The sequence below is a fragment of the Amylibacter marinus genome (genome assembly GCF_030160015.1).
Lineage (GTDB): Bacteria > Pseudomonadota > Alphaproteobacteria > Rhodobacterales > Rhodobacteraceae > Amylibacter > Amylibacter marinus.
The window spans coordinates 1-23,150 of record NZ_BSNN01000003.1; the positions used below are offsets into that span (position 1 = coordinate 1).

The 23,150-nt window shown below is 49.6% G+C and carries 37 protein-coding genes; 35 read left to right on the top strand and 2 right to left on the bottom strand.

Features of this window, described 5'->3' with window-relative positions; genetic code table 11:
- The first annotated feature begins 383 nt into the window (after positions 1-383).
- From rpsJ to rplP, 11 genes are all read left to right on the top strand, one after another.
- Positions 384-692 carry a 30S ribosomal protein S10 gene (gene rpsJ / locus QQL62_RS06940; RefSeq protein WP_008035030.1) on the top strand — a complete coding sequence of 103 codons (309 nt, stop codon included), beginning with the start codon at positions 384-386 and terminating at the stop codon, positions 690-692.
- A gap of 14 nt (positions 693-706) precedes the next feature.
- Entirely contained in the window at positions 707-1,447 is a 741-nt protein-coding gene (gene rplC, locus QQL62_RS06945) for a 50S ribosomal protein L3 (protein WP_284377209.1), read from the top strand.
- On the top strand, positions 1,447-2,067 hold the full coding sequence (rplD, locus tag QQL62_RS06950; RefSeq protein ID WP_284377210.1) for a 50S ribosomal protein L4: 621 nt from the start codon (positions 1,447-1,449) through the stop codon (positions 2,065-2,067). Before rplC ends, rplD begins: the two co-directional genes overlap by 1 nt.
- A complete protein-coding gene (locus tag QQL62_RS06955) occupies positions 2,064-2,360 on the top strand; it encodes a 50S ribosomal protein L23 (protein WP_284377211.1) in 297 nt (98 codons plus the stop codon). Before rplD ends, QQL62_RS06955 begins: the two co-directional genes overlap by 4 nt.
- A gap of 129 nt (positions 2,361-2,489) precedes the next feature.
- The gene (locus QQL62_RS06960; RefSeq protein ID WP_284377212.1) at positions 2,490-2,933 is read left to right on the top strand and encodes an SRPBCC family protein; all 444 of its coding nucleotides are present in this window, start codon (positions 2,490-2,492) and stop codon (positions 2,931-2,933) included.
- A 335-nt stretch (positions 2,934-3,268) separates the two neighbouring features.
- A complete protein-coding gene (locus QQL62_RS06965) occupies positions 3,269-3,904 on the top strand; it encodes a hypothetical protein (RefSeq protein WP_284377213.1) in 636 nt (211 codons plus the stop codon).
- 292 nt (positions 3,905-4,196) lie between these two features.
- Complete coding sequence (gene rplB, locus QQL62_RS06970) at positions 4,197-5,039, top strand: 50S ribosomal protein L2 (protein WP_284377214.1); 843 nt, start codon at positions 4,197-4,199, stop codon at positions 5,037-5,039.
- A gap of 3 nt (positions 5,040-5,042) precedes the next feature.
- Positions 5,043-5,324, top strand: a complete 282-nt coding sequence (gene rpsS, locus QQL62_RS06975) for a 30S ribosomal protein S19 (protein WP_284377215.1) — start codon at positions 5,043-5,045, stop codon at positions 5,322-5,324.
- A gap of 3 nt (positions 5,325-5,327) precedes the next feature.
- Entirely contained in the window at positions 5,328-5,717 is a 390-nt protein-coding gene (gene rplV / locus QQL62_RS06980) for a 50S ribosomal protein L22 (RefSeq protein WP_284377216.1), read from the top strand.
- Entirely contained in the window at positions 5,717-6,436 is a 720-nt protein-coding gene (rpsC, locus tag QQL62_RS06985) for a 30S ribosomal protein S3 (RefSeq protein ID WP_284377217.1), read from the top strand. The genes rplV and rpsC overlap by 1 nt, the downstream gene beginning before the upstream one ends.
- Positions 6,437-6,454: 18 nt before the next feature.
- Positions 6,455-6,868: a 50S ribosomal protein L16 gene (gene rplP, locus QQL62_RS06990; RefSeq protein ID WP_284377218.1), complete on the top strand. Its 414-nt coding sequence runs from the start codon at positions 6,455-6,457 to the stop codon at positions 6,866-6,868.
- 91 nt (positions 6,869-6,959) lie between these two features.
- Here the strand turns inward: rplP and QQL62_RS06995 are convergent, their stop codons facing one another.
- On the bottom strand, positions 6,960-7,526 hold the full coding sequence (locus QQL62_RS06995; RefSeq protein ID WP_284377219.1) for a carboxymuconolactone decarboxylase family protein: 567 nt from the start codon (positions 7,524-7,526) through the stop codon (positions 6,960-6,962).
- 95 nt (positions 7,527-7,621) lie between these two features.
- Between QQL62_RS06995 and QQL62_RS07000 the strand changes: the two genes are divergently transcribed.
- The 14 genes from QQL62_RS07000 to rpmD all read left to right on the top strand — a co-directional run bounded on the left by QQL62_RS07000 (position 7,622) and on the right by rpmD (position 13,532).
- Entirely contained in the window at positions 7,622-8,194 is a 573-nt protein-coding gene (locus QQL62_RS07000; protein ID WP_284377220.1) for a TetR/AcrR family transcriptional regulator, read from the top strand.
- A 47-nt stretch (positions 8,195-8,241) separates the two neighbouring features.
- Positions 8,242-8,457, top strand: coding sequence for a DUF6552 family protein (locus QQL62_RS07005; protein WP_284377221.1), 216 nt, complete (start codon positions 8,242-8,244; stop codon positions 8,455-8,457).
- Between the two features lie 37 nt (positions 8,458-8,494).
- Entirely contained in the window at positions 8,495-9,115 is a 621-nt protein-coding gene (locus QQL62_RS07010) for a TIGR02466 family protein (protein WP_284377222.1), read from the top strand.
- Positions 9,116-9,301: 186 nt separating this feature from the next.
- Complete coding sequence (gene rpmC / locus QQL62_RS07015) at positions 9,302-9,505, top strand: 50S ribosomal protein L29 (protein ID WP_284377223.1); 204 nt, start codon at positions 9,302-9,304, stop codon at positions 9,503-9,505.
- Positions 9,506-9,516: 11 nt separating this feature from the next.
- Positions 9,517-9,747, top strand: coding sequence for a 30S ribosomal protein S17 (gene rpsQ / locus QQL62_RS07020; protein WP_284377224.1), 231 nt, complete (start codon positions 9,517-9,519; stop codon positions 9,745-9,747).
- Positions 9,748-9,820: 73 nt separating this feature from the next.
- Entirely contained in the window at positions 9,821-10,189 is a 369-nt protein-coding gene (gene rplN, locus QQL62_RS07025; RefSeq protein WP_284377225.1) for a 50S ribosomal protein L14, read from the top strand.
- A gap of 1 nt (position 10,190) precedes the next feature.
- Positions 10,191-10,505: a 50S ribosomal protein L24 gene (gene rplX / locus QQL62_RS07030; protein ID WP_284377226.1), complete on the top strand. Its 315-nt coding sequence runs from the start codon at positions 10,191-10,193 to the stop codon at positions 10,503-10,505.
- Positions 10,498-11,049: a 50S ribosomal protein L5 gene (gene rplE / locus QQL62_RS07035; RefSeq protein ID WP_284377227.1), complete on the top strand. Its 552-nt coding sequence runs from the start codon at positions 10,498-10,500 to the stop codon at positions 11,047-11,049. Before rplX ends, rplE begins: the two co-directional genes overlap by 8 nt.
- Positions 11,050-11,068: 19 nt before the next feature.
- On the top strand, positions 11,069-11,374 hold the full coding sequence (gene rpsN, locus QQL62_RS07040; RefSeq protein ID WP_284377228.1) for a 30S ribosomal protein S14: 306 nt from the start codon (positions 11,069-11,071) through the stop codon (positions 11,372-11,374).
- Between the two features lie 13 nt (positions 11,375-11,387).
- Positions 11,388-11,780 (top strand): 30S ribosomal protein S8, encoded by a 393-nt coding sequence (rpsH, locus tag QQL62_RS07045; RefSeq protein WP_284377229.1) that lies wholly within the window; start codon positions 11,388-11,390, stop codon positions 11,778-11,780.
- A 10-nt stretch (positions 11,781-11,790) separates the two neighbouring features.
- Positions 11,791-12,324: a 50S ribosomal protein L6 gene (gene rplF, locus QQL62_RS07050; protein ID WP_284377230.1), complete on the top strand. Its 534-nt coding sequence runs from the start codon at positions 11,791-11,793 to the stop codon at positions 12,322-12,324.
- Positions 12,325-12,336: 12 nt separating this feature from the next.
- Entirely contained in the window at positions 12,337-12,696 is a 360-nt protein-coding gene (gene rplR, locus QQL62_RS07055; protein WP_284377231.1) for a 50S ribosomal protein L18, read from the top strand.
- Between the two features lie 98 nt (positions 12,697-12,794).
- Complete coding sequence (rpsE, locus tag QQL62_RS07060; protein ID WP_284377232.1) at positions 12,795-13,337, top strand: 30S ribosomal protein S5; 543 nt, start codon at positions 12,795-12,797, stop codon at positions 13,335-13,337.
- A 3-nt stretch (positions 13,338-13,340) separates the two neighbouring features.
- Positions 13,341-13,532: a 50S ribosomal protein L30 gene (gene rpmD, locus QQL62_RS07065; protein ID WP_284377233.1), complete on the top strand. Its 192-nt coding sequence runs from the start codon at positions 13,341-13,343 to the stop codon at positions 13,530-13,532.
- A gap of 176 nt (positions 13,533-13,708) precedes the next feature.
- Here the strand turns inward: rpmD and QQL62_RS07070 are convergent, their stop codons facing one another.
- Positions 13,709-14,206, bottom strand: a complete 498-nt coding sequence (locus QQL62_RS07070) for a DUF6985 domain-containing protein (RefSeq protein ID WP_284377234.1) — start codon at positions 14,204-14,206, stop codon at positions 13,709-13,711.
- Between the two features lie 190 nt (positions 14,207-14,396).
- Between QQL62_RS07070 and QQL62_RS07075 the strand changes: the two genes are divergently transcribed.
- The 10 genes from QQL62_RS07075 (at position 14,397) to QQL62_RS07120 (ending at position 23,102) form a co-directional block, all read left to right on the top strand.
- Entirely contained in the window at positions 14,397-14,690 is a 294-nt protein-coding gene (locus QQL62_RS07075) for a Dabb family protein (protein ID WP_284377235.1), read from the top strand.
- Between the two features lie 136 nt (positions 14,691-14,826).
- Positions 14,827-15,303, top strand: a complete 477-nt coding sequence (gene rplO / locus QQL62_RS07080) for a 50S ribosomal protein L15 (RefSeq protein ID WP_284377236.1) — start codon at positions 14,827-14,829, stop codon at positions 15,301-15,303.
- Between the two features lie 99 nt (positions 15,304-15,402).
- Positions 15,403-16,767, top strand: coding sequence for a preprotein translocase subunit SecY (gene secY, locus QQL62_RS07085; RefSeq protein ID WP_284377237.1), 1,365 nt, complete (start codon positions 15,403-15,405; stop codon positions 16,765-16,767).
- A 27-nt stretch (positions 16,768-16,794) separates the two neighbouring features.
- Positions 16,795-17,382, top strand: a complete 588-nt coding sequence (locus tag QQL62_RS07090; RefSeq protein WP_284377238.1) for an adenylate kinase — start codon at positions 16,795-16,797, stop codon at positions 17,380-17,382.
- A gap of 116 nt (positions 17,383-17,498) precedes the next feature.
- Positions 17,499-19,499: a hypothetical protein gene (locus QQL62_RS07095; RefSeq protein WP_284377239.1), complete on the top strand. Its 2,001-nt coding sequence runs from the start codon at positions 17,499-17,501 to the stop codon at positions 19,497-19,499.
- A 233-nt stretch (positions 19,500-19,732) separates the two neighbouring features.
- Positions 19,733-20,101, top strand: a complete 369-nt coding sequence (gene rpsM / locus QQL62_RS07100) for a 30S ribosomal protein S13 (protein ID WP_284377240.1) — start codon at positions 19,733-19,735, stop codon at positions 20,099-20,101.
- A 14-nt stretch (positions 20,102-20,115) separates the two neighbouring features.
- Entirely contained in the window at positions 20,116-20,502 is a 387-nt protein-coding gene (gene rpsK / locus QQL62_RS07105; protein ID WP_284377241.1) for a 30S ribosomal protein S11, read from the top strand.
- Positions 20,503-20,598: 96 nt separating this feature from the next.
- Complete coding sequence (locus QQL62_RS07110) at positions 20,599-21,615, top strand: DNA-directed RNA polymerase subunit alpha (protein ID WP_284377242.1); 1,017 nt, start codon at positions 20,599-20,601, stop codon at positions 21,613-21,615.
- Between the two features lie 171 nt (positions 21,616-21,786).
- Entirely contained in the window at positions 21,787-22,206 is a 420-nt protein-coding gene (gene rplQ, locus QQL62_RS07115; protein ID WP_284377243.1) for a 50S ribosomal protein L17, read from the top strand.
- 284 nt (positions 22,207-22,490) lie between these two features.
- Complete coding sequence (locus QQL62_RS07120) at positions 22,491-23,102, top strand: helix-turn-helix transcriptional regulator (RefSeq protein ID WP_284377244.1); 612 nt, start codon at positions 22,491-22,493, stop codon at positions 23,100-23,102.
- Positions 23,103-23,150: the final 48 nt, after the last annotated feature.

Below are 23,150 nucleotides of genomic sequence, written 5' to 3' on the forward strand. Positions count from 1 at the left end.
TGAAAAAAAGAGCGGCTTGTGAAAGACTGAAATCAAAGTTCACTGCCGCGTGATTGAATGACACAGGAGAATGCGCCGATCGCGGGCGAATAAGGGGTGAATATGGAGCAGCCGCACGTGCAGAGCTAAGAGAATCGCAGAAATAGAGAGTAAGACCCCTCATCATCACCTACGAGCGGATGATTGAAAAAGAGCACGGGTATTTATAATGATCAGATCAATGCATTAACCCCTTGCCAGATTGGATGGTGGTGTGTATTCGAGGCCAGTTCGCTATGCGAATGCCTATGAGGTGCGATTCGTCGTGTCCTTTGGGTTCGAAGAGGGTAGTCGGAATGAGCCGGTTATCTTCCTATCAACTCGAAATATGAAAGTGCATAAATATGCAAAGTCAAAATATTCGTATTCGGCTGAAAGCTTTCGATTACCGCGTGTTGGATGCGTCCACCGAGGAAATCGTTAATACAGCCAAACGGACTGGCGCCCAAGTACGCGGCCCAATCCCGTTGCCAAACAAAATCGAGAAATTCACCGTTTTGCGTTCACCTCACGTGAACAAGAAATCGCGCGAGCAGTTCGAGATCCGCACACACAAGCGTTTGCTTGATATCATTGACCCAACTCCACAAACAGTAGACGCGCTGATGAAGCTCGACCTAGCTGCTGGTGTGGATGTTGAGATCAAGCTTTAAGGGAGTATTGAGATATGCGCTCTGGAGTAATAGCAAAGAAAATGGGCATGACCCGGTTGTTCATGGAAGACGGCAAGCAGATCCCTGTGACCGTTTTGCAAATGGAAAACCTACAGGTTGTATCCCAGCGTACCAACGAGACAGACGGTTATACCGCTGTTCAGCTTGGTGCAGGAACTGCCAAGGTGAAACGCCAATCCGCAGCAATGCGCGGCCATTTTGCCAAAGCAAAAGTAGAACCAAAACGCAAGATCGCGGAATTCCGCGTTTCAGCTGAGAACCTGATCGAAGTCGGCGAAGAAATCGTTGCCACTCACTTCCTTGATGGTCAAAAAGTTGACGTTTCTGGCACATCAATTGGTAAAGGTTTTGCCGGTGCGATGAAGCGTCACAACTTTGGTGGTTTGCGTGCGACACACGGTGTATCTATTTCGCACCGTTCACACGGTTCTACAGGTCAGTGTCAAGAACCTGGTCGCGTTTTCAAGGGTAAGAAAATGGCCGGTCATATGGGTGCTGCAAGCGTAACAACCCAAAACCTTGAAGTTGTTAAAACAGATGTTGAACGTGGTTTGATCATGATCAAAGGCGCCGTTCCTGGCTCCAAAGGTGGTTGGGTCACAGTTAAAGATGCAGTTAAGAAGAAGGCCCCAGAAGGCCTACCTTTCCCTGCTGCTCTGCGCTCAGCTATTGTTGAAGCACCTCAAGTAGAAGAAGCTGCGGCGGATGCTGCACCTGAAGGAGGGGCTGAATAATGAAAGCCAAGGTAATCAAACTAGACGCACAAGCGGCTGGCGGCATCGAATTGTCTGACGACGTATTCGGCCTAGAACCACGCGCGGACATTTTGCACCGCGTTGTACGTTACCAATTGGCAAAACGCCAAGCGGGCACGCACAAGGTTAAGACACGTTCAGAGGTAAGCTATTCTACCAAGAAGATTTACCGCCAAAAAGGCACCGGTGGCGCACGTCACGGTGCACGCTCGGCGCCTATTTTCCGCGGTGGTGGTGTTTACAAAGGGCCAAAGGTTCGTTCACACGCACATGACCTAACGAAGAAGTTCCGCAAATTGGGCCTGAAGCATGCATTGTCAGCGAAGGCGACAGCAGGCGAATTGGTTGTGATCGATAATGCCGAAATTACATCAGCAAAAACTGGTGAATTGGCGAAGACAGTTGCGAACCTAGGTTGGAAAAAAGCGCTGGTGATCGACGGTGCAGAAGTGAACGAGAATTTCTTGTTGGCTTCTCGCAATATCGAAGGCGTGAACATTCTGCCAAGCCAAGGTGCAAACGTTTACGACATCCTTAAATCGACTACTTTGGTTCTGACCAAAGCAGGCGTTGAAGCATTGGAGGCACGTTTGAAATGAGCGATACAGCCAAACTATATGATGTGATCCGCAAGCCGATCATCACCGAGAAAGCAACAATGGCGTCTGAACATAACGCTGTGGTTTTCGAGGTGGATATCGCTGCGAACAAGCCAATGATCAAAGAAGCAGTGGAAACGCTGTTTGGTGTGAAGGTTAAGGCCGTAAACACATCGATCACCAAAGGTAAGGTCAAGCGTTTCCGCGGTCAGCTGGGCAAACGTAAAGACATCAAGAAAGCATATGTAACGTTGGAAGAGGGTAACACCATCGACGTTTCAACTGGTCTTTAAGTAGAGCAGATTGTGAATGAAGGGCCTCCGCATCTGCGGGGGCCTTTTTCGTTTGGGATTCGATTTCATACTGACAAGAAGTGTCAGTAGTGTTTGGTTAAGTTGTCCTCACGTGAAGAGGAAAGCAACATGATACACCACAGCAAAGAACTTGAAATCAACGCATCCGTCGAAACGGTCTGGGCAACACTGGCGCGCTTTATGCACATCGACGAATTCGCCCCGTACGTCACTTCGGTTGATGCGCTGTCGGTCAATCACGATGGCCTTGGCGCAAAGCGGCGGTGCCATTTCGATAACGGCACATCGCTGGTCGAACAAGTGATCGCTTGGAGTTCAAACCACAGCTATCGCGTGCACCTGTCGGAAATGGATGCGATGCCACTAATCGCATCCGAAGCGGAAATCAAAATCCAAGCATTGGACGCGGGGCGCACATTGGTGACATGGAGCATGGATTACAGCGTTAAATACGGCGCGTTGGGCTGGCTGTTGGGCCAAACATTGATGAAGATGATGATGGGCAAAGTGCTGGTCGCAAACCTAAAGGGTTTGGCCGCCAGCATCACGTAAGCACACCGCAATTCACACCACATGCGGAATCAAGGCCGTAGGACGCCGCGCATCGCCTGCCCGTTCGGGTGGGTAGGCGATTTGGTTGGTGTGCTGCATATCAGTATTGTCAAAGTATTTGGCAGGTATAAAGTGGTTATCATGACTGTTAGATCGCCATCCCACGGGCAGGCGATGCGCGGCTCGTTATTTTGTTGATTTGAAAAATGGCACAGGTTACAAGCGGGCCATCACAAGGATAAGAACATGTTTTTCATAAACGCCTAATTTTCAAATTTATAACTTTGCTGGATCGCTTGTGGTTCGGCCGATGATATTTGAAATTAGGATGACTTATGCAACATACACCTTGGAAGAAAAGCCGTAGTTATGGCGATAACTATGGCGGTGCCACGCGGCACCGTGAAGAAGATAACATACACGCCCGTTACCACAGTTTTGACCGCCCCAGCGCATATGATGATTTACCGATCATGCGGGTTGATAATCCGTCGCGCGATTGGTTTCATCCTTTGGATGCGGATCAAGTCAGGTATGCCCTAAAGGCTCTGCCAAACCATGATAATGATGTTACCCATGTGTGGTTGCGCCGTGGGCAGCACCCCGATTGGGGTGTCGCTACGGGCATTTGGGGATCGGGCGTATCGTTGATCACACTTTACGCGGCACCTCGCAATTTGATCCGTGATCATGGGGCGCAAAAGCCACAGCAAAGTTGTCAGCGTATTTATCAACGATATGGCGCGAAATTGCGCAGGGTTGGCAACAGATGGCAGGCAGTTTGGACATTACCTGAATTGCGCAGGTTTTATCTGTACGAGGGGCTTTATGATTGTGCGGCCGATCATTCAGCCTATGTCTGGCGCGATGGGCGTTGCAATACGCAAAAGGCACGCGATCAGCGCATGGAGGATTGGTTGTATCGGCGAAAAGTATTGGCGCATTCTGTGTATCGAGACTTGTTCGAATAACACCAGCGCTTGGACCTCGGGGAGGGGGCATCGCGCCCTCCCCATGGGGGAGGGCCGGGCGCGGGCCGCTGGCGCGAAGTGAATGGTTATATTCCTTATAAAAACCACCCCCACCACTTGCCACCCACCCCCATCCCTGATACTCCCCACCAATCGACTGGCTACGGATTCGTTCTGTGGCCACTTTTGATATGAATTCGCGCACCTACGGGGGCGTATAAACGCGGACCTACGGGGCCGCACAAACCTTTCGGGGCCACGCGCCCTGAGCTAAAAACGGAAGACAGAAAGAATGGCACTTAAGTCGTATAAACCAACGACGCCAGGCCAACGTGGGTTGGTTCTGATTGACCGTTCCGAGCTTTGGAAAGGTCGCCCAGTTAAAGCGCTCACTGAAGGTGTGCGCAAAAACGGCGGCCGGAACAATACCGGACGGATCACAATGCGTCGCAAAGGCGGTGGGGCACGTCGCCTATACCGTATCGTTGACTTCAAGCGGAACAAAATGGACGTTCCAGCGGTTGTTGAGCGCATCGAATATGACCCTAACCGGACAGCATTCATTGCCCTGATTAAATACGAAGATGGCCAACAGGCCTATATCATTGCGCCACAGCGTCTTGCTGTTGGTGATACTGTTGTTTCTTCTGCTAAGGCAGATGTGAAGCCAGGTAACGCAATGCCCTTCACAGGATTGCCGATTGGTACAATCATCCACAACATCGAGCTAAAGCAAGGCAAAGGCGGTCAGATCGCTCGTGCTGCGGGTACATATGCCCAGTTCGTTGGTCGTGACGGTGGTTATGCACAGATTCGCTTGTCCTCAGGCGAGCTTCGCTTGGTACGTCAGGAATGTATGGCAACAGTTGGTGCCGTATCTAATCCAGACAACAGCAACCAAAACTTTGGTAAAGCGGGTCGTAACCGCCACAAGGGCATCCGCCCATCTGTACGTGGTGTTGTAATGAACCCCGTTGATCACCCACACGGTGGTGGTGAAGGTCGTACATCAGGTGGTCGTCACCCGGTTACACCTTGGGGTAAACCTACCAAAGGTGCGCGTACACGTAACAAGAACAAAGCGTCTAGCAAGCTGATCATCCGCTCGCGTCACGCTAAGAAGAAGGGTCGTTAATCGATGTCTCGTTCAGTATGGAAAGGCCCTTTCGTCGATGCTTATGTGCTTAAGAAAGCAGAAAAAGTTCGCGAATCTGGTCGTAACAATGAAGTAATCAAAATCTGGTCTCGTCGTTCGACGATTCTGCCACAATTTGTGGGTCTAACTTTCGGTGTATATAATGGCCGCAAGCACATCCCCGTAAACGTTTCAGAAGAAATGATTGGCCAGAAGTTCGGTGAATACAGCCCGACCCGTACCTATTACGGTCACGCGGCTGATAAAAAAGCGAAGCGGAAATAAGCCATGAGTAAGTCAAAAAACACTCGTCGCGTTGCAGATAACGAAGCTATGGCCGTTAACAAAATGCTCCGCACCAGCCCACAGAAGCTGAACCTTGTAGCGCAACTAATTCGTGGCAAGTCAGTGGACAAAGCGCTGTCTGATCTAACTTTTTCAAAGCGCCGCATTGCTGCGGATGTGAAGAAAACATTGCAGTCCGCAATTGCGAATGCTGAAAACAACCACGGTTTGGATGTTGATGAGCTGATCGTTGCAGAAGCTTATGTAGGCAAAAACCTGACAATGAAACGCGGTCGTCCACGTGCACGTGGCCGTTACGGCAAGATCTTGAAGCCGTTTGCACAGCTGACAATCTTGGTTCGTCAACCAGCCGCTAAAGAGGAGCAATCGTAATGGGTCAGAAGATCAATCCAGTTGGCTTCCGTATGCAAGTCAACCGCACATGGGATAGCCGCTGGTACGCCGAAGGCGAAAACTACGGTAACCTGTTGCTAGAAGACCTGAAAATCCGTGAGTTCATCAAGAAAGAGTGTGCCCAAGCGGGTGTTGCTCGGGTTATTGTTGAGCGCCCACATAAGAAATGCCGCGTGACTATTCACTCTGCGCGTCCTGGTGTGATCATCGGTAAAAAAGGTGCAGATATCGAAACATTGCGCAGAAAAGTTGCTGCACTGACCGATTCTGAATTGCACCTAAACATCGTAGAAGTTCGCAAGCCAGAGATGGATGCGCAATTGGTTGCTGAGTCTGTTGCTCAACAGCTAGAGCGTCGTGTTTCTTTCCGTCGTGCTATGAAACGTGCCGTACAGAACGCCATGCGCATGGGTGCCTTGGGCATTCGTATTAACGTTGCTGGTCGTTTGGGCGGTGCAGAGATTGCGCGTACTGAATGGTACCGCGAAGGTCGCGTTCCGTTGCACACATTGCGTGCAGATATCGATTATGCACGTGCCGAAGGCATGACCGCATATGGTATCATCGGAATTAAAGTGTGGATCTTTAAGGGCGAGATCATGGAACATGATCCAGCTGCACGTGATCGTCGTGTTGAAGAGCTACAAAACAGCGGTGGGCCACGCCCACAGGGCGGCAATCGTCCGCCACGCCGCTAAGCGAGAGGGAGAGATATAATGCTTTCACCAAAGCGCACAAAATTCCGCAAACAGCACAAAGGCCGCATCAAGGGTCTTGCTAAAGGCGGTTCTGATTTGAACTTCGGCTCATTCGGTCTAAAGGCAACCACACCAGAGCGTGTGACCGCCCGCCAAATCGAAGCAGCGCGTCGTGCAATGACACGTCACATGAAACGTCAAGGCCGTGTTTGGATCCGCATCTTCCCAGATGTTCCGGTAACAAACAAACCTACCGAAGTACGGATGGGTAAAGGTAAAGGTTCTGTTGAATATTGGGCATGCAAGGTTAAACCTGGTCGCGTAATGTTTGAAATCGACGGTGTTTCAGAAGCTGTTGCAGTAGAGGCATTGCGCCTTGCCGCGATGAAGCTGCCTGTGAAAACACGCGTTGTACGCCGCGAAGATTGGTAATTGATTTGGCCTTTCGGGGCCAAATTTACCGCTAAAAACAAAAACCCCCGACCGCAAGGCCGGGGGTTTCTTTTTGTCTAGGGTGGTGCGCCTATACCTTTAGAGCGGTTTCAGCGCGGTTCCATTTTAGGGGCTGGAACACCTCGTCTACGGGTGTTTCGGCCAAGTGGTTCACATAGTTGGACATGGTTTTCTGTGCCATCCCCAAAATCACATCAAGAACCGCACGGTGCCCATATCCTGCATCGAAAAATGCCGCCAACTGTGCATCTTCTACAAAGCCGCGCTGGCGCACCATTTGCACGGTAAAGCTGCGCAATGCTTCTAGTTTTGCTGTGGGCAGGGCGGTTTCGTTGCGCAACGCCTCTGAGATCTCGTCGGAAACTTTCATCATTTTGGCAATGCCTGTGTGGGCGGGCACGCAGTAATGGCAGGTATTTTCTACGTTGATGGCCTGCCAGACCACGGTCATCTCTTCGGCATCAAAATCCGTTTCGGTGAACAACCGGTGCAGGACTTGATACCCTTCAAAGGCCTGTGGGCTCTCGGATAACACCTTGTGTAGGCCGGGCAAGCGCCCAAATGCTTTCTGCGAGTTTTCTAATAGCGGCTTAGAGCCCTCTGGGGCTGTTTTCAGATCGTGAGATGGGAAGGTCATGTTCTGCTCCTATGAATAACATTTAGGGCAGGTTTAGTCTTTCTTGAGTGATCGCTCAAGTATATTATTGAATGATCATTCAAGAAAGCGATTCCATGCCCCGTAAGCCAAGCTATGACCGCAACAAACTGATCGAACAGGCCCGCGATTTGTTTTGGACGCGCGGCTGGGCCGGCACCTCGCTAAAGGATCTAGAGGCGGCGCTGAAGATGAAGCCCGGTAGTTTTTATGCCGCCTTTGGTTCCAAGGAGAACCTGTTTGATCTGGCGCTACAAAAATATGCATCCGATGGGCGCATGCGCCTACAGCTGTTGTCAGATCATCACGGGCCATTGGGCGCGCTACAACGTCTCCCGCTATTGGTGATCAGTTCTGATGATGCGCCAGCCAAGGCCTGTATGCTGTCAAAAACGCTGTTGGAACTTCAGGCGCACGGGCATCCCTTGGCGGAGAGGGCCAGCGATCTTTTGTTAGAAATGGAGGCCCAGTTCTGCGCCCTATTTGAACAGGCGCAAACGCAGCAACTGATCAGCACAGCGCGCAAACCCCAAGATTTAGCACGGCGGTTTCAATCTGATTTGTTGGGTCTACGGATATCGGCAGAACGCAATGGAATCAATGCCACATTGATCGCAGAAGAGCTTGTGCGAGGGTTGGCGAGCCTATAGATTCCATAGTTCGCCCAGTATGGCGAAATTCAAAAAGGAGTTACGCTATGAAACGCGTTGATATCGTGAAATGGGTGGCGACGATTGTACAGCTGATTGGTTATGGGCTAACGGGGCTGAATGTGGTGCCGTGGAATGTGCTGGCGTTTGTAGTTGGCATCGCTCTGTGGTTCGCGGTAGGCGTGATGTGGAAGGACCGTGCGATCATGGTTGTCCATTTGGGCGCGTTTATTTCATTGGTTGGCGGATATCTTAATAGCTAGTCTTGGCATCGGCCATGTGGTTGCGCTAGAAGACGCCATGTCTGATATTTCTACGCTATTCGCGACTCGCCTGTACCGCGCCGCATTAAATGACTTGGCCGCCCAAGTTGACCCCCAAGAGCTGGTGGGTACCTGTTGGTCATTGGCCGAGGATGACGAGGCCGGCCAGCAGTGGTGCGAAGAGAACGACTACCCAGGCTACACCAGCTATGCTTCGTTAGATGATTTGCCATGGCGGTTTCCTATTTTCAAGGATTTGGTCACGGCACTTGATCTGCATGTTGCGGAATTTGCCCGCGATCTGGAATTTGATCTGGGGGATAAATCGCTGGTTCTGAATGCGCTTTGGGTGAATATATTGCCCGAGGGTGGCACGCATTCCTCTCATATCCACCCGCATTCTGTTATCAGCGGCACCACCTATGTCTCGATGCCAGAGGGTACCAGCGCGATTAAATTCGAAGACCCACGCCTGCCTATGATGATGGCGGCACCTACGCGGATTGCTGATGCGCGCGAAGAGCTGCGCAGCTTTTTCTATGCCAAGCCCAGCGTTGGCGAGGTTTTGCTGTGGGAAAGCTGGTTGCGCCACGAAGTGCCGATGAATATGGCCGAAGAAGAACGGATTTCCGTGAGCTTTAACTACGGCTGGGAATAGGGATTTGAAGGATTTGCGGGCTGTCCGCATAGAAACCCATACAAATTCCTCTTATGCTCTTGCCTCAAACGGGAATCCCCTCTAAAGGAACCTTTCTAATGTACTCCACTGGATTCGGGGTGACCTATGCGCGTGCGCAAGTGCCGCAAAGATTGGGCCTACCAGTGATGTTGAAAGGAAATGGCAATGAACGCCAACGAACTACGCGATAAAACGCCTGATCAGCTGAAAGAAGAGCTGTCAGCATTGAAGAAAGAGCAATTCAACCTGCGCTTTCAAAAGGCCACTGGCCAAGCAGAAGATACATCTCGCATGAAGGCTGCGCGCCGTGATGCGGCACGTGTATTAACTGTACTAAACGAAAAGGCCGCGCAAGCGGCTGCTGAATAGGAGCTAAGAGCATGCCAAAACGTATTTTGCAAGGCACTGTAACTGGTGACAAGAACGAACAAACTGTTTCAGTTTCTGTTCAACGTGCTTTCCAGCACCCTGTTCTGAAAAAGACCATCCGCAAGTCCAAAACATACCGGGCCCACGATGCGACAAACCAATTCAAAATCGGCGACAAAGTACGCATTGAAGAATGCGCGCCTATTTCGAAAACGAAACGCTGGACTGTTCTGGCCGATTAGGTCTGAATAGCACAGTTTAACGAAACCCTGGGGCGTAAATTGGATTGTCCCCAAAGGTCGAAAGGTAACCCACATGATCCAGATGCAAACAAATCTGGATGTAGCTGACAACAGCGGCGCTCGCCGTGTTCAGTGCATCAAGGTTTTGGGTGGCTCTAAGCGGAAGTACGCTTCTGTTGGGGACATCATCGTGGTTTCTGTTAAGGAAGCAATTCCACAGGGACGCGTAAAGAAAGGCGACGTGCGTAAAGCAGTAGTCGTTCGTACAGCGAAAGAAGTTCGTCGCGAAGATGGCACAGCCATCCGTTTTGACGGCAACGCCGCTGTTATCCTGAACAACGCCGGTGAGCCCATGGGCACACGTATTTTTGGACCAGTTGTTCGTGAGCTTCGTGCGAAGAATTTCATGAAGATCATTTCTTTGGCTCCGGAGGTTCTGTAAAATGGCTGCGAAGTTGAAAAAGGGTGACAAGGTCATCGTTCTTACCGGCAAAGATAAGGGCAAAGAGGGCGAAATCGCTTCTATTGCGCCATCTACTGGTAAAGCGGTTGTAACCGGTGTGAACACTGCTGTGCGTCACGTTAAACAATCACAAGCCTCTCAGGGCGGTCGCGTACCAACAGATATGCCGATCGAATTGTCAAACCTTGCTTTGATTGACCCCAAAGAGGGCGGCGCAACACGCGTTGGTTTCCGTATGGAAGGCGACAAGAAGGTTCGTTTCGCTAAGAAATCAGGAGCGTTGATCGATGGCTGATTATACTCCACGCCTTAAGGCACATTACGCAGAAGTAGTTCGCGGTGCCCTGAAAGAAGAGTTCGGTTACAAAAACGACATGATGATCCCTAAGATCGAAAAGATCACATTGAACATGGGTGTCGGTGAAACTGTAAACGATTCAAAGAAGATCCGTTCAGCATTTGCTGATATGGCTTCTATCGCTGGCCAACAGCCTGTGATTACCAAAGCAAAGAAATCTATTGCTGGTTTCCGTGTACGTGAAGAAATGCCTCTGGGCTGTAAGGTTACGTTGCGCGGCGATCAAATGTACGATTTCCTAGATCGTTTGATCACTGTTGCTATGCCTCGTATTCGCGATTTCCGCGGTATTTCTGGCAAATCTTTCGATGGTCGTGGCAACTATGCCATGGGTTTGAAAGAGCACATCGTATTCCCTGAAATCGATTATGATAAAATCGATGAGATGTGGGGAATGGACATCGCTATCAGCACCACCGCTAAAACGGATGCTGAAGCTAAGAGCCTGTTGAAGCAATTCAACATGCCTTTCAACAGCTGATCGCGCAAGGAGATACCAAATGGCTAAAGCTGCAATGGTTCAACGTCAGGTCAAGCGCGAAGCGCTGGTCAAAAAGTACGCTGCAAAGCGCGCTGCGTTGAAAGAAATCGCAAATAACCAAGATCTGCCCATGGAAGAGCGCTTTAAGGCGCGTCTGAAATTGGCTGAGCTTCCTCGGAACTCTTCTCCGACTCGCCTACACAATCGTTGTAAGGTTACCGGTCGTCCAAAGGGTTACTATCGTAAATTGAAAATGTCTCGGATTGCGTTGCGCCAGTTGGCGTCTGACGGCCATATCCCTGGCATGGTCAAGTCAAGCTGGTAAGGAGTAGTATATTATGAACGATCCTATCGGTGATATGCTCACACGTATTCGCAACGCACATTTGCGTGGCAAATCTACTGTGAAAACACCTTCTTCTAAACTGCGCGGTTGGGTGCTCGACGTTCTACAGAACGAAGGCTATATCCGTGGTTACGAAGCCGCCACATCTGCTGAAGGCCACCCAGAGTTGGAGATTTCTTTGAAATACTTCGATGGTGAGCCTGTAATCAAAGAATTGAAGCGCGTGTCAAAACCTGGCCGCCGCGTATATTCAGGTAGCCAAGAAATCCCGACTGTACGTCAGGGTTTGGGTATCGCAGTTGTTTCCACACCTCAGGGTGTCATGTCTGATGCACAAGCACGTGCTGCCAATATTGGCGGCGAAGTGTTGTGCACAGTATTCTAAGGGGGGCCTGATGTCTCGTATTGGTAAAAAACCAGTCGAACTGCCCAGCGGCGTTACCGCCACTGTGTCTGGCCAGACTGTAGAAGTAAAAGGCCCAAAAGGTGTTCGCACCTTTACTGCAACAGATGATGTTTCTATATCTGTTGAAGAAAATTCCGTAAAAGTTGAGCCGCGCGGCAAATCAAAGCGCGCGCGTCAGCAATGGGGCATGTCACGTACACAAGTCGCTAACTGCGTTTTGGGTGTGACAGAGGGCTTTAAGAAAGAGTTGGAAATCAACGGTGTTGGTTATCGTGCGAAAATGAACGGCAAGGTGTTGAACCTAACATTGGGCCTGTCGCATGACGTAAACATTGAGTTCCCTGAAGGGATCACAGTGACTGCACCAAAAACAACTGAAATCATCGTCGAAGGTATTGACCAACAACAAGTTGGCGAAGTTGCTGCGAAAATTCGCGAGTGGCGTAAACCCGAGCCTTACAAAGGCAAAGGGATCAAATACAAAGACGAATACATCTTCCGCAAGGAAGGGAAGTCTAAGTAGGAGCGCTGAGATATGGCACAGACAAGAAGAAGCTTGTTCCTTAAGCGTCGTATGCGCAACCGGAACAAAATCAAGAAACTGGGCAAGGGACGTGCGCGTCTTTCTGTTCACCGTTCGTCCAAAAACATCAGCGTTCAGTTGATCGATGACACAAACGGCGTAACATTGGCAGCGGCTTCCTCTATGGAAAAAGCTCTTGGTGTTGTGGGTAAAAACAACATTGATGCATCAACAAAAGTGGGCGCAGCAATTGCTGAGCGTGCGAAAAAAGCTGGTGTTGAAGAGTGTTACTTTGATCGTGGTGGTTTCATCTACCATGGTAAAATCAAAGCTCTTGCAGATGCAGCCCGCGAAGGCGGTCTGAAATTCTAATATTGCAGGTGGGCGTCAGACGCCCACCTCGATGATCCGGGGGCCTGTGCCCACTAGGATTGATACAATCGGGCTTTGCCCATATTCAGGAGGCCATTATGGCACGAGAAAATAACCGTCGGGGTCGCGATCGCGACGAAACGCCGGAATTCCAGGATCGCCTAGTAGCGATCAACCGCGTATCAAAAACCGTAAAAGGTGGTAAGCGTTTCGGTTTTGCAGCACTTGTTGTTGTTGGCGACCAAAAGGGCCGCGTAGGTTTCGGTAAAGGTAAAGCGAAAGAAGTACCTGAAGCGATCCGCAAGGCAACCGAGCAAGCCAAGCGTCAAATGATCCGCGTTCCTCTACGTGAAGGCCGTACATTGCATCACGATGTAAATGGTCGTCATGGTGCTGGTAAAGTTGTGATGCGTACTGCACCACAAGGTACCGGTATCATCGCCGGTGGTCCAATGCGTGCGATTTTTGAAATGCTGGGCGTTCAAGACGTTGTTGCGAAATCTATCGGTTCTCAAAACCCGTACAACATGATCCGCGCAACAATTGATGGCCTGAAGAAAGAATCTTCTCCGCGCAACGTTGCACAGCGTCGTGGTAAGAAGGTTTCTGACATTCTGCCCAAAGAAAACGCGGAGGCTTAAACCATGGCTAAGAAAACTATTGTTGTTAAGCAAGTTGGTTCGCCAATCCGTCGTCCAAAAGATCAACGTCAAACGTTGGTTGGCTTGGGCCTAAACAAAATGCACAAAACACGCGAACTAGAAGATACACCTTCTGTACGCGGTATGGTGCGCAAGGTTTCCCACATGGTGGAAATCATCGAAGAGAAGGGCTAACGATTTATTCTGGATACCTTTTTGCGTAGCGAAAATCAAACACACTTAGTTTGAATTTCGCTTCGTTTAAACCAGAAAAATATCGATAGATTTTTCGTCGAGTTAAGAATTAGAACGCCTCGCTGGAAACAGCGGGGCGTTTTTATCTTGGGGTGGCGCTACACGCTGCAATATCGTTATGGCTGTTTTAGATAGGTTGTGTATTGTGGGTTCGTGGCGGAATAAACGACATCGGCCAGCTTGGCATTAGCATATGCATTGACGTTGGAGATATGGCCATCAAACCCGCCAACTTTGGTCAGCTGTGTGCCATTGCGCCAAACAAGCATTAGGCCGTGCTCTTCTTCCCAGTCGCATTTAGCCACCATGACAACATAATAATCTGTGTCAGCGTCGCGTCCTTTTTCAACCGATATGGAGCCAGCCTTCACATACTTCCAAATATCTTCGGGAATAGCTGGAATCCCCATTTCTTCATCAAGCCAATCCTCACCACCCACGGCCTGATGAAAATCACGATAGTAGGCATACACATGATGCGAGTCTGCCATGCGGTCTTCTTGGGTTAGTTTCTGAAAGGATGCCAATGCGGCGTCGGGGCCTTTCCCTGTTTCGCTTAGATCCTCCATGATTGGAATATCCACGCCGTCAAAGTATCCGGTAGTTATGTTCATGATCGTGCTCGGGCTTTATGATTTGAATGTAGTTCATATAGAAATCTAGGTGAACTAAACACGGGGTCAAGGCCAAGCGCGGGCATCGTTGGCCCATTAGCGGCATTCTGCGCCCCTCGGCGAGCATATCCCCGTTGAGCCCACCGCATTTTCGGTTTAGGACTGGGCAAACGCAAAAACGAGCTTGCCCATGATCCGCCACATCGTCTTTTTCAATGCCAAAGACCCCAAAGACATCGAAACGATTTTCCAGGGGCTTTCTACGTTGTCTGAAATCCCACATTGTGATGCGTTTGAGGTGGGCCGCAATATGCGCACCGACCGCATCAGCGAAGAGGGCCCCGATTTTGTGGTTTACGCCGAATTCGCAGACCAAGAACAGCTGGATGCCTATAAGGCCCATCCGATCTACGCCGAATCAATTAGAATTGTGCGTCCGCTGCGCGACATGCGCATAGCCGCGGATTTTCTATCCGATAGCTAATTTCTAAGGGCTTGAAACCTCGTGCGTCCCAGCGTATACGCGCCCAGTGATCATTTGATCACAGAATCACATTATGAAACCCCGTGTTTGCCCCCTTTGTCGTAATCGGGGGGTAGTTCCGGAAAGGAGATACGACATGAAACTAAACGAATTGCGCGATAACGCAGGTGCCACCAAAAAACGTAAACGCATTGGTCGCGGTCCAGGTTCTGGTACCGGTAAAATGGGTGGCCGTGGTATCAAGGGTCAAAAATCACGCTCAGGTGTATCCATCAACGGCTACGAAGGCGGTCAAATGCCACTGTACATGCGTTTGCCAAAGCGTGGATTTAACAACATCAATGCAAAAACACATGCTGTTGTTAACCTAGGCCTACTACAGAAATTTATCGACGCTAAGAAAATCGACGCCAAGAAGCCGATCACAGAAGAGGTTCTGGTTGAGAGCGGTTTGGTTCGTCGTGTGAAGGACGGCGTACGTATTTTGGCCAAAGGCGAATTGAAGGCCAAGGTTGAATTGACTGTTACCGGTGCTTCTAAGTCTGCCGTAGCAGCTGTTGAGAAGGCCGGTGGTACACTTACGGTCACATCTACGGCAAAAGCCGCTGAATAACACTTGTGGGCGCTGTCGCTAGCGCCTACAAATACCACAGTTTTTAGCGCCGCGGTCTGGAAACAGATTTCGCGGCGTTTCTATTGAAAGGGTTTCACCATGGCATCAGCCGCAGAGCAAATGGCGTCAAACATCTCTTGGGGTGCATTTGGCAAAGCCAAAGAGCTTCAAAGTCGCATATTATTCGCATTGGGTATGTTGATCGTTTACCGCCTAGGTACATTTGTACCTGTGCCGGGGATTGACGCAGGTGCTTTGCGTGAGTTTGTTGACGCAGCACAGCAGGGTGCGGGCGGCATTCTAAATATGTTTACCGGTGGGGCCATTGGCCGTATGGCCGTGTTTGCCTTGGGTATTATGCCATATATTTCAGCCTCGATTATCGTCCAGCTGATGACAGCTATGGTTCCAGCACTGGAACAGCTGAAAAAAGAAGGCGACCAAGGCCGCAAGAAAATCAACCAATACACCCGTTATGGTACGGTGGTTTTGGCAACATTTCAGGCCTATGGCCTGTCCGCTGGTCTACAGGCGGCCGATTTGGCCACGAACCCTGGCTTTATGACATTCCAATTGCCAGCGATTGTTACGTTGGTTGGCGGTACAATGTTGCTGATGTGGATCGGTGAACAAATTACTGCACGCGGTATCGGGAACGGCATTTCATTGATTATTTTCGTAGGCATCGTGGCAGAGTTACCTGCCGCATTGGTACAGTTTTTTGAGCTGGGACGTTCTGGTACCATTGGTGGTGCGGTTGTTCTGGGTGTTATGGTGATGGTTGTCGTTGTGATCGCATTTGTTGTATTCATGGAGCGCGCCTTGCGTAAAATCCATATTCAGTACCCCAAACGCCAAGTAGGTATGAAGGTTTATGGCGGCGAGAGCAGTCATCTGCCGATCAAATTGAACCCAGCTGGTGTTATTCCTCCGATCTTTGCCTCTGCATTGCTATTGTTGCCGACCACGATCAGCACTTTTTCTGGTAGCCAGAATTCGGGAATCATGAACACCATTTTGGCCTATTTCGGCCCGGGACAGCCTCTGTATCTTTTGTTCTTTGTTTTGATGATTGTGTTCTTTAGCTATTTCTACACTGCGAATGTTTCGTTCAAGACAGACGAAGCGGCGGAAAACCTGAAAAAGCAAAACGGCTTCGTACCTGGCATTCGTCCTGGTAAAAACACCGAAGAGTATTTGGATTACGTTGTCGCCCGTATTTTGGTATTGGGATCGGCCTATCTTTGCGCCGTATGCCTATTGCCAGAGATTCTGCGCAATCAGTTTGCAATACCTTTCTACTTTGGTGGGACATCTTTGCTCATTGTGGTTTCGGTTACGATGGATACAATTCAGCAGGTGCAATCGCATCTATTGGCGCACCAGTATGAAGGCTTGATCGAGCGTTCGAAGCTAACTGGTAAAAACCGCGCCAAGGCACGTAAGCGTAAGCCACGTCGCTAGTTGAAATAAATCTTTGGGAGAAGCGTAATGAACATCATTTTAATTGGACCACCCGGCGCGGGTAAGGGAACGCAGGCCGCGACACTGGTCAGTGAACGGAAAATGGTCCAGCTCTCGACTGGGGATATGTTGCGTGCGGCGCGCACATCGGGCACCGAAATGGGCAACATGGTTGCCGGTGTCATGGATCGTGGCGAATTGGTTACGGATGAAATCGTAATCGGTCTGATCGAAGAACAGCTAACCACTGTGAAAGCAGAGGGAGGGTTTATTTTTGATGGATTCCCGCGCACATTGGCTCAAGCTGATGCATTGGGCGATCTGCTAGACCGCGTTGGTGAAAAATTGGATACGGTTATCCAGCTGGAAGTTAACGATGAAATTTTGGTGGACCGTATTGTTGGTCGCGCGAAAGAGGCGGTTGCGGCCGGCAAAGAGGCGCGTGCAGACGACAACGAAGAATCTCTGAAAATTCGTTTGATGGCCTATTATAAAGATACATCACCATTGCTTGGCTATTACTATGCAAAGGACCTGCTACAACAGGTCGATGGTCTTGGAACAATCGATGCTGTTGGTGCAGATATTGCCAAGGCATTGGACAGCGCCGGCTAGTTTTACGCCCGCCCTGCGGAAAATAATTGAACACTGTGTAGAAATATGCAGTGTTTTTTTATGCCGAGACCAATGTTATTGGGAGACATTTCAGGAAGACATTTGAAGGTACCGATATGCGTGACAATGAATTTGGGGCCCGATTAAAACGAATAGAAACTCAACACTCTGACAAAGAGGATGTGTTTGAAGGTGCGGATCGCCAAAAAAGACGCCCAAGAAAGAAAAGTGGTATTGGCGAGCTGCGAGAGCGGGTGATGCCTTGGGTCTATGGTTTCATAGGGATGCTGATCGTGGGTATTTTGGTTTTGGAGATTGATTACAGCAAGAGCACCACCCCCCCAAAGGCAAACAAAGAGCAGTATCCGATTGTGCAGCGTGTTGCCAAGTCTTTGGTAGCCTTGCCCAAATCCACGTCCAATGCTGTAAAAGAACAGACAGGGCCGCGCATTCAAGCAAGAACCGGCTATAGGTATTCAAAATTTCACAGCGCAACCACAAACCATGATCCCGTGGAAATCGCGCGGATTTGGACAGGCTTCAAATCTTCTAATGCTGATACCCCGATTGATGCAATTAAACCATTTCAGGTGAATGACACCTGCCAACCTCGAAGACCTGATGCGGGGGAAAAGGTTATCAACGTTATACTGGAAACCGGTGGCGCGGGGGCCCCAGTTCAGCGGTTGAACCATTCTGATGTTATCAGGGCAATCACTAAAGGGGTTGATCACGCTCTAGATGAAAACAAGCCGTGGGATAAAGCACCTCTGTTCAGTCCTAAAATGGCGGTGATTGATGTGTCCATCACCGATAGATCTGCACCTCTGTATTTGGTGCTGCAAAATACCTATGGGGCTAAGGTCTGGAATATTCATGCTGCCGAGGGTGTGAATATAGCACATATCGTTATGATTGGGCATGCGGCGGCTGGGATAACGGGAAATATTGGCAAGGCGACTTTTGAAACGCTGCGCGGATCTGATCAAGGCCACGGATTAGAGTTCCATCACTTTTCTGAAAATTTGTCCAAGTATGATTGCATGACAACCCCTGTGCGCCGTCCGGATGATACATGGTCGGCTTGGTCTGGGTCAAAAACGGGCAATACGCTAGATGGCAACCTACTGTATGGGTATTCCAAGGCGCATGATGCCTATGCCCATTGGTATCGCAATGCTCTTGGGGTTAGCCCTGAATTGAATATGGTTAGCGCAAGCCTGGCCCACCACGCGTTGATTGGAGAGGTGCCAAAGGAACCTTTGGCTCCCCCCGCTAATACGCAGGCCACATGGCATATTCCGGTTTCGGAGTTGATCTATAAGGGCACAGATAACTCACGAGCGTCGCGTATCGAATCTCTACATAATGATTTGATAAATGCCGCTTCGGCTGGGGATATCCTGAGCCTTACACCGAGGCCGATCGATCTTGGCCAACCGCCCTTGGAGTCTTTGGCGGAGGTCGAGGGTGGACTTCCTACCTTGTTTGGGGTGCCGATTATGAGCGATTCTGTTGCGGACAAGGTGGATCCGAAGCAGATCAATTACTCTCGCCGAATCACAATATCGGCTACGTTGCCTCTAGAGACATTTTTAACCAATGAAGAACGCCGCCCCGATGCCGAGGTCGAAGAGCTGTATGTTAAAATGCGAGCACCTCGGTATATGATGCGATTTTGTGCTGATACCGTCATTGCAATCGCGCGCAAATGCGGGTTGGTAAAAACCCATGTTCGAAAAGCTGCGAAAGGGTATCGTATCCGCGCAACATTTGGCTATGTTCCCAATTATTTCATAGGACGCATCAGCCGATACTCGGGCGATGGGTTTCTTCGCGCCTTTTTGCCGGATACCAATCTAAATAACACTTATGAGACTCCTGAGAAGCGACAGGCTTTTTTGAAACGCATTGCGCGGGTCTGTGAGCAGCTGCGCGCAGAGTTTGGAAATTGTGTGATTGGGGTCGCTAATTTCGATCTTGCACGGCCGTCTGGGTATTCTGGATCCGCAGCCAAGGCCAATGCCGCAGGTTGGGTGGAAATCCATTCTGTAGATAATCCCTTTGAAGAGCGCCTGCTAGCCGCGCGCGCCATGGAGATTTTCGAACAGAAGTGATGGAAATAGGCACCGTGGGTGGATTGGTGAATAGGCGTTTAACTTCTTGACGATTTCCTGATTTTGTCTTAAAGCACACTCTTCTAGCAAGAGTCCGTGGGCTCTTGGGTGGGTGCGATTCGTATCTGCACATAATTGTTGGAAAATATTTAGTGAGCCCAGCCAAATATTGCTGGGCTTCGTTGTGAAAACAGGTTCCGGGGTTACGGAATCGCAACCAAAGGATAAACGACTTGGCACGTATTGCTGGCGTTAACTTGCCGACCCATAAACGGGTCCTCATCGCCCTAACTTATATCACCGGTATTGGACCAACCTCTGCAGAGAAAATCTGTGAAGGCGTAAATATCGACCGCACCCGTCGCATTAATGAATTGTCTGATGCAGAGATCCTGTCCATCCGCGAATTCATCGACGAAAACTTCGAAGTAGAAGGCGATCTGCGCCGCGAAGTGTCCATGAACATCAAACGTTTGATGGATCTTGGTTGCTACCGTGGTTTGCGTCACCGTCGTGGTTTGCCCGTTCGTGGCCAACGTACATCTACCAACGCACGTACACGCAAGGGCCCTGCAAAGGCCATTGCTGGCAAGAAGAAGTAAGGGAGGCTTGATCAATGGCACGTGAAGCACGTCTTAAGAAGAAAGCACGCAAGAACATCTCTGCAGGTGTTGCGCATATTAACTCTTCTTTCAACAACACAAAAATTCTGATCGCTGATGCGCAGGGCAATGCAATTTCATGGTCCTCTGCTGGTACGATGGGTTTCAAGGGTTCTCGTAAATCTACCCCATATGCGGCCCAAATGGCGGCAGAAGATGCGGGCAAGAAGGCACAAGAGCACGGTTTGAAAACCTTGGAAGTAGAAGTTCAAGGCCCAGGTTCTGGTCGCGAAAGTGCGCTACGCGCATTGGCTGCAATCGGTCTAAATGTTACATCAATTCGCGATGTAACGCCAATGGCTCATAACGGTTGTCGCCCACCAAAGCGTCGCCGCGTATAAATTTTTTGGGTGGGCTTTGGCCCACCCGTCCCGACATTTCAACCTCGAGCGTTCACTGGTTCGGATCCATACCAGTGAACAAGAATGGAGGCCCATATGATCCATAAGAATTGGCAAGAGCTGATAAAGCCAACACAACTAGACATTAAGCCTGGCGCGGACCCATTGCGCATGGCAACTGTTACTGCAGAACCTCTGGAGCGTGGCTTTGGCCTGACCATGGGGAATGCCCTACGCCGTGTATTGCTATCTTCGCTACAAGGTGCAGCAATTACGTCTGTTCAAATCGATAATGTTTTGCACGAATTTTCATCCGTTGCGGGTGTGCGCGAAGACGTAACCGATATGGTTCTAAACCTAAAAGGTGTTGCGATTTCTATGGAAGTTGAAGGCCCAAAGCGGGTTTCGATTTCTGCCAAGGGTCCATCTGTTGTAACAGCGGGCGACATTGCGGAAACTGCTGGCATTGAGGTGCTGAATAAAGATCACGTGATCTGTCACTTGGATGATGGCGCGAACCTATTCATGGAACTGACCGTTGACACGGGCAAGGGCTATGTGGCTGGTGATAAAAATCGCCCAGAAGATGCGCCAATTGGTCTGATCCCAATCGATGCTTTGTACTCACCTGTAACCAAAGTATCCTATGATGTTCAGCCAACGCGCGAAGGTCAGGTTTTGGATTATGACAAACTGACCATGAAGATCGAAACAGATGGTTCTGTTTCGCCCGAAGATGCCTTGGCATTTGCTGCGCGCATCTTGCAAGATCAGCTGACAGTATTTGTGAACTTCGACGAGCCAGAAGCGGCCCAGCGTCAAGACGACGAAGACGAGTTAGAATTCAACCCGTTGTTGTTGAAGAAAGTCGACGAGTTGGAATTGTCTGTTCGTTCTGCAAACTGCCTGAAAAACGACAACATCGTTTACATTGGCGATTTGATCCAAAAGACCGAAGCAGAAATGCTGCGCACGCCAAACTTTGGCCGCAAATCTTTGAACGAAATCAAAGAGGTTCTGACAGTTATGGGTCTGCACCTTGGTATGGATATCGTTGATTGGCCACCAGAAAACATCGAAGAGCTCGCTAAGAAGTTCGAAGATCAATTCTAAGAATTCGGGTGCGTCCCCATGGGGCGCACCCACAAAATGCCGGCACTGGTCGGGAAATTGGAACGGTTTTTCATTCAGAAAATCTTTCCTCGAGCAATGATGCTCCAAGGAGTGTGAGACCCAACGCAGGCTCGCCAGACAAAGTAAAACGAAGACATAAGGATATATATTATGCGCCACGCAAAAGGCTACCGTCGCCTAAATCGTACACACGAACACCGCAAAGCGTTGTTCTCGAACATGGCTGGATCGTTGATCGAGCACGAACAAATTAAAACAACTTTGCCAAAGGCAAAGGAACTACGCCCAATCATTGAGAAAATGATCACATTGGCGAAACGTGGCGATTTGCACGCTCGTCGTCAAGCTGCTGCAAAATTGAAGCAAGAAGCCTATGTTGCAAAACTTTTCGAGGTTTTGGGCCCACGTTACAAAGACCGCCAAGGTGGTTATGTACGCGTTCTTAAGGCAGGCTTTCGTTATGGTGACATGGCGCCTATGGCTATCATTGAATTCGTTGACCGCGATGTAGATGCCAAGGGCAAGGCCGATAAGGCACGTGTTGCTGCGGAAGAAGCAGAAGAAGCATAGGTCAGTCGATTCGTCAGCCCGCAAATACCGCGCGCTGGCTGAATTTAGATCATAAATTTTCAACGATCGGGTGTTGCTACGCCCGATCGTTTTCGTTTGTATTGATACGTATTGCTTGTTGGGGATATTAGTGTTTGAAATTGAAGGCAAAACTCTAGTGCGGATAGTATCCCCAGCCCAAAGTTAGGCAGGGGATCACTATCGAACTAGCCTTAAAATGTAGTGTTAGTTTTCGAATTTCTGTTTATAGTTGACTAAGTGTTACCGTGAGAGTCTAAAAGTGCATGTCTAAAAATATAGGTCTTGATAATGAGTTCGCAAAGTTAGGAGCAATTGCGCCATTGGGATATGGTGTGGGTCTTCACATCCGTTTTGCCTCGCCACTCATCTCATTGTACACATGGTCCAAAGAATGGCAGGATCATTATACAGGTAATGTTTATGGTCTTCGCGATCCAATGATTGCGTGGGCATTTGCGAAAAAAGGCGCTTGTAGATGGAGCGAATGTCCATTGCCAGATCCTTTTGGAATTATTTCTCAAGCCGGGGAATTTGGCCTAACGTTTGGCGCTACAATATCCTGCGGACCCCTGTCTTCTAGGACAATAGTTGGAATTTCGCGTGACGATCGTGAATTCACTGATGACGAGCTAAATGCAGCGCTTGATGTGGTCGAGTTCTTGCATGAGAAAGCGGAACCTCCGGAGAGCTTGACTAAAGCTCAGAAAGAGGCCCTGCAACTGGTCGCTGCGGGGTATCGCTATGCCGAGGCTGCTCAAAAATTGGGAATTTCCGAAAGCGCGTTGAAGCTTCGATTGTCTTCTGCGCGTAATCGCTTGTTGGCAAGAACTACCGGCGAGGCCATTCAGAGGGCGAAAGACTACAAATTAATGTAGGGGTTGCTCGGAAGCAGTAATAACACTTGTTTTGGGACGCTCCTGCCG